A 7,296-nucleotide genomic window follows, 5' to 3' on the forward strand; every position below is an offset into this window, starting at 1 on the left:
ACGAGCGACCTCGAAAGACCTTGCAATACCAAACGCCAGCAGAGAAATTTGAAGCATGTGTTGCGGCGATCAGTTGAAACCACACCCGCATAGCAGACCTTGGCGTATCCCGCAGCGAACCACCGCTTCGAGCTCAGAGCGGGCGCGGGGTTGCAGTGCCGCGTGGTCCGTGAACTGCAGTAAGTGCGGTTTTATGTTGGTTGGTCGCCCCTCGACATGGTATGTTTTTTTATTTGTTGGGTTCGAGGAGTTTTAACATGCGGAGATTTTTCATCATCATTGCAGTTGGTTCTATAGTGGGGCTTTCTGCGTGCGACGAGGTCAATACGGACTTGGAGCGTGCCGTCGTGGGCGCCGCAATCGGCTGTGCCGCCGGAGAGGTACTTGCCGACGGTCGCTGCGTTGAGGGTGCCGTCGTCGGCGCGGGCGTTGGTGTCTTAACCAACTAAAACGCAGTCCCGGCCTCGGTGGTCGTTAGTCGGTTTTTTCTTTGAAACCGGCTTCGGGCGGACTGCTGGGTGCGTCGCAGCGAAGTTGGCTCTCCATCGCAGGCGACATTGCCGAGTTGGATAATGCCCACGCTCGGCAACCCTGCCGTCGAGTAGCTGCACAATTCGTAATCGTCGGTGTCGTGCCGCTCGCTGACGTATCATCGGTCGGCTTGAACGACAACTTTTCCGCACAGCAGACATCGACGCAAAGCGCTGCAAAGGTCCGGATCGAGCGGCGGACGAAGCGGACTCATTCTTGCAATGTCGTTCTAGATGATTTTCAATTTGGCTTTTGGCTGCAACTGACCGGAGGCAGAACGTGACGAAAAAGTGGATGATCCGCGAAACCACATCGGGAGACATTGCGCAGGTTCTAGCCCTCTACCCGCTAGCCTTCCCAGAGGAGGAGCTAAGACCAGTCGTGTTGGCACTTCTCGAGGACGGTCTGGATGTCCTATCACTGGCAGGGTTTGACGGGGATGCATTGGTTGCGCATGTCCTCTTCACCATTTGTGAGACTGAAGAGTGGGATCGAACCGGTGCGCTTCTTGCACCTCTCGGCGTGATACCATTGCTTCAGCGGCTGGGTTTGGGCAGTTCACTTGTCCGCGCCGGACTGGAACGGTTGGAGAAGAGGGGGATCAAGCAGGTCTTCGTTCTCGGCGATCCGGCTTATTACCAGCGTTTCGGTTTTTCGCCTGAACGGCAAGTGTTGGCCCCTTATCCCATTCCCGAAGAATGGGCGGATGCCTGGCAATCTATACTGCTAGCGGCACAGGCTCCGCTCGCTCCAGGGCGACTGTCGCTGCCTGAGCCATGGATGAATCCGGTCCTATGGAAACCGTGATCAGGGCGCAAGCGCTGGTGCACCGCCATACTTTGCTAAATGGCAGATTTGTCCCAGATCTCAGACATAAGAGCGAAACGCAGCGAATTGCTGCTTTCCGCCCGTAATACCGATGCTCAATGAGCCTTGATCCGAGCCGCTCAAACTAAACTAGTTAGTTTTCAATACTGACCTGGCTTCTTTCTCACCTGCAGACTCCTTGACCCACTGCCAAGATGTGCGTGGTTTATGCGCTTTCGCCAGTTCAGGGAAATTCTTCGGGTCTTTTGCGGCGGCTCGTAGTTTTTCACGTGCTTCTCGAGGATCAACTTTCAGTTCGGTGCAAAGTTCTTTGAGGGTGATAATATCGGCCATTGTGGTCTCCTTCGATTGCTTGTGCAGATCGATAAGACAGACCTCAGAGCTTTGTCAGGAGGAATCTTAGCTTTTCTTGAAAAACTCTAAAACATCAACGCCCAGCGCTTTCGCAATGCGTTCCATAACCAATATCGACGGATTACGTTCTCCGTTTTCAACGCCGCTTAAATAGGTTTGGTGAATGCCAGAGCGGTGAGCCACTTCTTCCTGAGAGAGACCGCTATCCCTTCTTATTCTCTGAAGGTTTTTTGAAACGCGTTGCTGCACTGACATGTGCTGCATGGCGCATTTAGAGCAGCCAAATGACCATAGACTATAAGTAATAATCGACGTACAGAGGTCAGAGATACTCTTTTACAATTAACAAGCCCGAGCATGCTTCGATGATTGGCGCATTCCCAAAAAGACAGCTGACGATATGACTTATAGTCTAAGTTCAACAGCAAATGATCTTGTTTCACCCAAGCAGTTGTTCATCCCCACTGACACCATTTCACATATTAAAAAGAACGAAATCAGCCACGGTATATACGGCTGGTGGTTTGATGATGTTTTACTGGAAGTATCTCGGAACAGTTGCAAGGAGCAGGATGGCAGGCATTTACTTTATGTTGGCATCTCACCCAGCCGCAAACGGTTGAACGGAAGAACCAGCCCTCAATATTTCCAAAAAAGGCTTGGAAACCACATTCAAGGAAAGATTGGGACATCCACACTTAGGTTTTCACTCGCCTCGCTGCTGGTAAGTGAATTTGGGTTCCAAGGCTTTCGGAATAGCAGAAATAGGCCAAAGATGCGGGTAGAAGATGAGGCCCGTCTATCTCAATGGTTGGCCAAGCATGGGAGGTTATCATTTTGCTCTCACGAAGAACCGTGGCGTGTCGAACATGAACTGCTAAATCATGGGCCGCGTCTACCATTGAACATACTCGGCTCATCAGATCCATTCACAGTTGTTTTGAAGTCCCTACGCCAAAACTGGGGACGAAACTAACCCGCATTTATTGGCTCGTGAGGCCTAGAAGTAGATTTTGGCGGTATTCCTCGAGAAAATGAGACTGGGCTGTCAGACGCCGTCATATCGCCTGTCAGCCAGTGAGTTTAAGCGCCTACCCCATTATCAGGCAAAGGATTTCTCGCTTCGGGAAAATGCGGCATCTTTGAAAAACAAACAGCACAATTTGTTGCAAATTAAGGTTGGGATTCATCAAACCAGATTCGGAGCGACTTAATCATCGTCTCGAATTAGGAAGTGAAGAGCGGCTACTGCCGTCAGTACAACAACAACAAGCCAAGCAACGTAACCTCTCCGCCACATCTCCTTCCAGTAGTCGATTTCCAGTTGGCCGACCGCTGCATCTGTTTTGTCTCCAAGCCAAAATACCCCAGCAAGTGCAACTACCGTAATTATCCCGGAGGCGATTACTACGTAGAGCGCATATCGACTAGAGATCGCCGACATCACAGCAACCAGAACAAGTGTGAAGATTGCCGATAGTCCTATTGCAAGACTATCTGCATCACCCGCCCAATGTGGATGGCTTAAGCCCGCGTTTTGAAATGGCTGCTGTATAGCGTTGATCCACGCAAGAAACGGGCCGAACGCAAACGCGAGAATGGCTTTTAATATCTTCATCTGCTGCCTTTACTGAGAAATGGGCGCGATAACAGGGACAAATATAGCCCCTACGAAAACATTGTTTTTATCATAAAATCCGTAGCGGGTTGAAGTAAGCATCCAATCGCTTTCAAAACTTGCAGTGATTGCTATGTTGTCTTCCCATTTCATGGGAAGGCTCGGAAAATCGGTCACAAGCTGGGACTTATATTCAGAAAGAAAAACAAAGTTTAAAAGTTCTCCAGCTGGACCACCATCAACCGGACGCATGACAACCTCATCTGCAGCACCTCCTTCACGACCGTCAAATTGCGAGATGTCGTATTCGAGCATTGATGTGAACCGGTTTTCCTCACTAATGCGCAAGCTGACAGTTCCCTGCATTACAAGCATGCTATCTGCGGGTTTCTCTGTGTCGGACGGGAAGAATACTCTAAATGGATAGGATAGCTCTTCTAGTGCAGTCTTGTCACTTGGCTCCAACGTGGCTTGCCTTGCCCAGTACTCGCATCCAAGAGATTGCTCTTCATCTATTGCTGATTGATCATTGGTATGGCCCAAAAAATGTTCATTCAGCGTCTCCGCGCGATTCCCGTACTCTAAGCAACCAACGAAAGACTGCGTTTCCCGTGTCACGAAGGTTCTCGGAGATTCGAGAGCGATACCGCTGGGAACGAACGATTGCGGACCCGGGACAAACCAATCGACCCACAAATCTCCCTCGCCGTTGTTCTTCACACAAGTCACATAAAAGTGGACACCACTTCGTCTATATACTTGGGACGTCGTCTCAAAGTGATACTTTCCGATGCGATGCTCTTGAGGCGCGTCGCCTTTGCACTCTTCTTCGGCCGCAACGGATTCAGTGGATGACAAATAACAAAAAAATAAAGTGAAAATAAATAGCTGTCTAAAAAGAACCATCTCTCTTCCCTCAAAACTGAAAATCTAAAACAGGTTCAAAACCAACGTTGCCAGTAGGGACACAACCTGTCCAGAAAATCTCTCCATCTCCACCAGTTTAAGTTCGTTGCCTTGTTAAGAACAGCCAACCGACTTGTTCACGTCGCGCACACGGTTTCATTCAGGGACGTGGGACTCATTTTTGACTCTCACTTGCCTCGGTGCATTTGGATAATGGATGGTTGCGTATTTCATTAGATAACCCTTGCAAAAGCCGAGCAACGGTCCGGCCTTCTGGGTTGCCGTCGGTAACTTCAGAGATTCTAGTTTGGAGCTGCCTATCCATATCGCTCCAGCTAAAGGCTCTTAAAGACAAATCATCAAGAATGTCGGCCGCAATGGATTCAAATCCCCTCAATGGTTTGACAACGCTTGAACGAGCACCTGCCAAAATAGTATCCAACAAATGTGGTCCGATCTCATCCATCGGAAAAGGGAAGGCGTCGTCCAACAATCTTTCGGGATTTGGAGTAATGTAAATCAAGGAAATGGGTTTTCGTTCTACATTAACCGAGCGTTCCACCGAAAAGGCCAATAAATACTTTGCTAGTTGGTCTATTGATGTTTCGGCATCGAACTTAAGCTCAACAGCTAGAGACCAGTTACTGCCAACAAAATAGCCGTCGTGTTGGCTAAAGGAATAAAGGTTGGGGAATCCAAACTCGGGCCCAAGTTCACGGCCGTAGCTTTTCAGTGAGTCATTTTTTCGCCGCCCTAACAGCGAGCAGAATATGTCGTTTGTGATTGCACCATCCAAAATACCGAATGTTAGATCAAAAATGTGATTAAACGTTTCTTCTTGGCGACGAACAAGCTGCGGAAAAGTTTTACCCGTTGTTACCCTCCGATACAGCGGGCCTGTTGGGTTGGTCATTGCTGCCGGAACCGATACTCTGTCGCCCGTCATTTCCCAATGCCGCCGCGATATTGATTTGAGGCCCAAGTATTTGGGCGTCCAGTATAACTGCTCTAACGCATCCCAGTATTTTTGAGTCCAGTCCATTCCGTATCATTATCTGACATTCCCAATGTAGCTGGGCCGTAACGCGAGGTTAGATATGCCAACAACGATACGGCAAGGTTTTTGTGTTTGTCCAAATTGGACAAGCAGTAACGTGCTTCGGAGCGACCGTTCGGGTAGGACCAAGACTGGCGTTGGCGCAAATGTATTGGTGTGCGGGTTCGTCTGCAGAGTAGGCATTCGACTGTTTTGAGCCCAGAGCGGGCATTAGTTTTGGCCTCAACCTGATCATATGGCCAACATTCGTGAGAGGCGATAGGATAGCAGGAGATGGCGGTACTTCTTATTGTTTACTATTCGAGGACAGGCGGCAGCCGCCAGATGGCTGAGGCTGCAGCTGCTGCTGCCAAAGGCGAAGCGCTGACCATTTTCAAGACCGCTGATCACGCAGGGCCCGAGGACCTTCTGAAGGCCGATGGATACATATTCTGCGCACCGGAAAACCTTGCCGCGATTGCCGGTGTGATGAAGGATTTTTTCGACCGGTGCTACTATCCCGTTTTGGGGCGCATTGAAGGACGACCATATGCCCAAATGGTATGCGCAGGTTCGGATGGTGAAAACGCGGTGCGCCAGACTGCGCGCATTGCCCAAGGTTGGCGACTTAAAGAGGTACAACCACCGCTGATTATCTGCACCCACGCCCAAACACCCGAAGAAATTCTTGCAGAGAAGACGATCCCTGAGGAGCAACTTGCGTTATGTCGCGACGTCGGTCTGGCAATGGCCGCAGGGCTGAACATGGGCGTATTCTAGCCGCGAGCGTCGCATCGAAACGTGCTGGTTTGGCATCGCCAATATGTACACGAAAACGAGCGAAATGGTGCGTAAACTTACCCCGTTGGCACCCGAAAGAAACCCTCATGCGCTAGCACCAGATTGAGGCGCTTGGTTTCGCTACATTTTATGCACAGCTCTCAGATCCGAAAGACTTATCAATAGTCCGAGTGTCGGTCTAAACGGTGAAAAACCACTTGTTCAAAACTCGCATACATACATGAATTGTGAACAAGTGGATTTGATAATACCCGCGAACCAAATGACAGGCGTTTTTTGGGTTAAAGCGTTAAGGCAATGCCCAATATGAGCGCCCCTTCTTTCCACGGTTTTTGACTACGTTCATTTCTTCGCCAGCACGTCGCATTGTCGCCGAAGATATGGACCGAGGAGTGGCCATGCGTTCCAGCTTATTTTTCTCGACTGGCCCGTTCGCCAAAACTTCACGCAAAAAATCCTTGGCGAATTCCAATTCTTTGTTGGGTCTGCCCCTTGTGCCTTCGGGCTTTGACAACAGGTCGTCTGCAGATATCCCAGGATCAACTTTGTGCCATTTAACGACCGGATGGCGCCCAGCTTTGGAACCATCTAGCTCAAAAACAATGGTTGGACCTTCCTTTGAATAGTTCGCTTTGGCGTGAGCGATAGCGCGCTTTTCTGGATCGTCAGGATGGATACCTAAAATTAAACCTGAACGAACACGTGCAGATATCGCGATAGAACCGATCCCTTGGAACATTGCGTGTTCTGATTTCGCCTTCCTCAAATGCCGAACGATCAGAATTGATACATCGTATTCACGGGCAATACTGTCCAACTCCCCCATAAACCTCATTGTATCATTCGCATTGTTTCCATCAACGCCGGGGCCCATGTATGCTATGATAGGATCGATAACGACAAATGCGGGCTTGTGTGCCTCGATCTCTTGACGAAGCATCAGCATCCCTTTGGCATCAAGTGAAAACACGTGATCTTGGTAACGGACTTTCGAGACATCTGCTCCGTTTTCAACAAGGCGTGGTTTAAGAACGCGTGCAGGATCATCCTCAGCAGACAAGAATAGAACGTTTCCTTTTTCAATTTTGTCTAGAAAGGGAGGTGGACGCCCAGTTGTAACGGCAGCAGCTGTCTTAGCCCCCTAAAACTGAGCCACTATTTGAGTGTCACAGGAGGAAGAAGGGATGGCTCGGAAACGGTATTCGGATGAGGATGCGCTGAA

At 49.6% G+C, this 7,296-nt stretch carries 8 protein-coding genes and 1 pseudogene; 3 read left to right on the forward strand and 6 right to left on the reverse strand.

What is annotated here, in order from left to right; all coding sequences use genetic code 11:
- The first annotated feature begins 257 nt into the window (after nt 1-257).
- Together MWU63_RS20125 and MWU63_RS20130 are read left to right on the forward strand one after the other, a co-directional pair.
- Nucleotides 258-449: a hypothetical protein gene (locus tag MWU63_RS20125; RefSeq protein WP_213891556.1), complete on the forward strand. Its 192-nt coding sequence runs from the start codon at nt 258-260 to the stop codon at nt 447-449.
- A 361-nt stretch (nt 450-810) separates the two neighbouring features.
- Complete coding sequence (locus MWU63_RS20130; protein ID WP_213891555.1) at nt 811-1,338, forward strand: N-acetyltransferase; 528 nt, start codon at nt 811-813, stop codon at nt 1,336-1,338.
- 150 nt (nt 1,339-1,488) lie between these two features.
- On the opposite strand, the gene MWU63_RS20135 is transcribed toward MWU63_RS20130, so the two are convergent.
- From MWU63_RS20135 to MWU63_RS20155, 5 genes are all read right to left on the reverse strand, one after another.
- Entirely contained in the window at nt 1,489-1,692 is a 204-nt protein-coding gene (locus MWU63_RS20135) for a hypothetical protein (RefSeq protein ID WP_247079756.1), read from the reverse strand.
- Nucleotides 1,693-1,758: 66 nt separating this feature from the next.
- A complete protein-coding gene (locus MWU63_RS20140; protein WP_247079758.1) occupies nt 1,759-1,968 on the reverse strand; it encodes a helix-turn-helix transcriptional regulator in 210 nt (69 codons plus the stop codon).
- 955 nt (nt 1,969-2,923) lie between these two features.
- Nucleotides 2,924-3,331: a hypothetical protein gene (locus MWU63_RS20145; protein WP_247079760.1), complete on the reverse strand. Its 408-nt coding sequence runs from the start codon at nt 3,329-3,331 to the stop codon at nt 2,924-2,926.
- A 9-nt stretch (nt 3,332-3,340) separates the two neighbouring features.
- Complete coding sequence (locus tag MWU63_RS20150; protein ID WP_247079762.1) at nt 3,341-4,237, reverse strand: hypothetical protein; 897 nt, start codon at nt 4,235-4,237, stop codon at nt 3,341-3,343.
- Between the two features lie 175 nt (nt 4,238-4,412).
- Nucleotides 4,413-5,279 carry a hypothetical protein gene (locus MWU63_RS20155; protein WP_247079764.1) on the reverse strand — a complete coding sequence of 289 codons (867 nt, stop codon included), beginning with the start codon at nt 5,277-5,279 and terminating at the stop codon, nt 4,413-4,415.
- Nucleotides 5,280-5,567: 288 nt separating this feature from the next.
- Here MWU63_RS20155 and MWU63_RS20160 point away from each other — a divergent pair, with 288 nt between their 5' ends.
- Nucleotides 5,568-6,053 (forward strand): NAD(P)H-dependent oxidoreductase, encoded by a 486-nt coding sequence (locus MWU63_RS20160; protein WP_247079766.1) that lies wholly within the window; start codon nt 5,568-5,570, stop codon nt 6,051-6,053.
- A 310-nt stretch (nt 6,054-6,363) separates the two neighbouring features.
- Here the strand turns inward: MWU63_RS20160 and MWU63_RS20165 are convergent.
- Nucleotides 6,364-7,191 (reverse strand): annotated as a pseudogene (locus MWU63_RS20165) (AAA family ATPase); the annotation flags it as partial.
- Nucleotides 7,192-7,296: the final 105 nt, after the last annotated feature.

This window comes from Pseudohalocynthiibacter sp. F2068, from assembly GCF_023015645.1.
GTDB lineage: Bacteria > Pseudomonadota > Alphaproteobacteria > Rhodobacterales > Rhodobacteraceae > Pseudohalocynthiibacter > Pseudohalocynthiibacter aestuariivivens.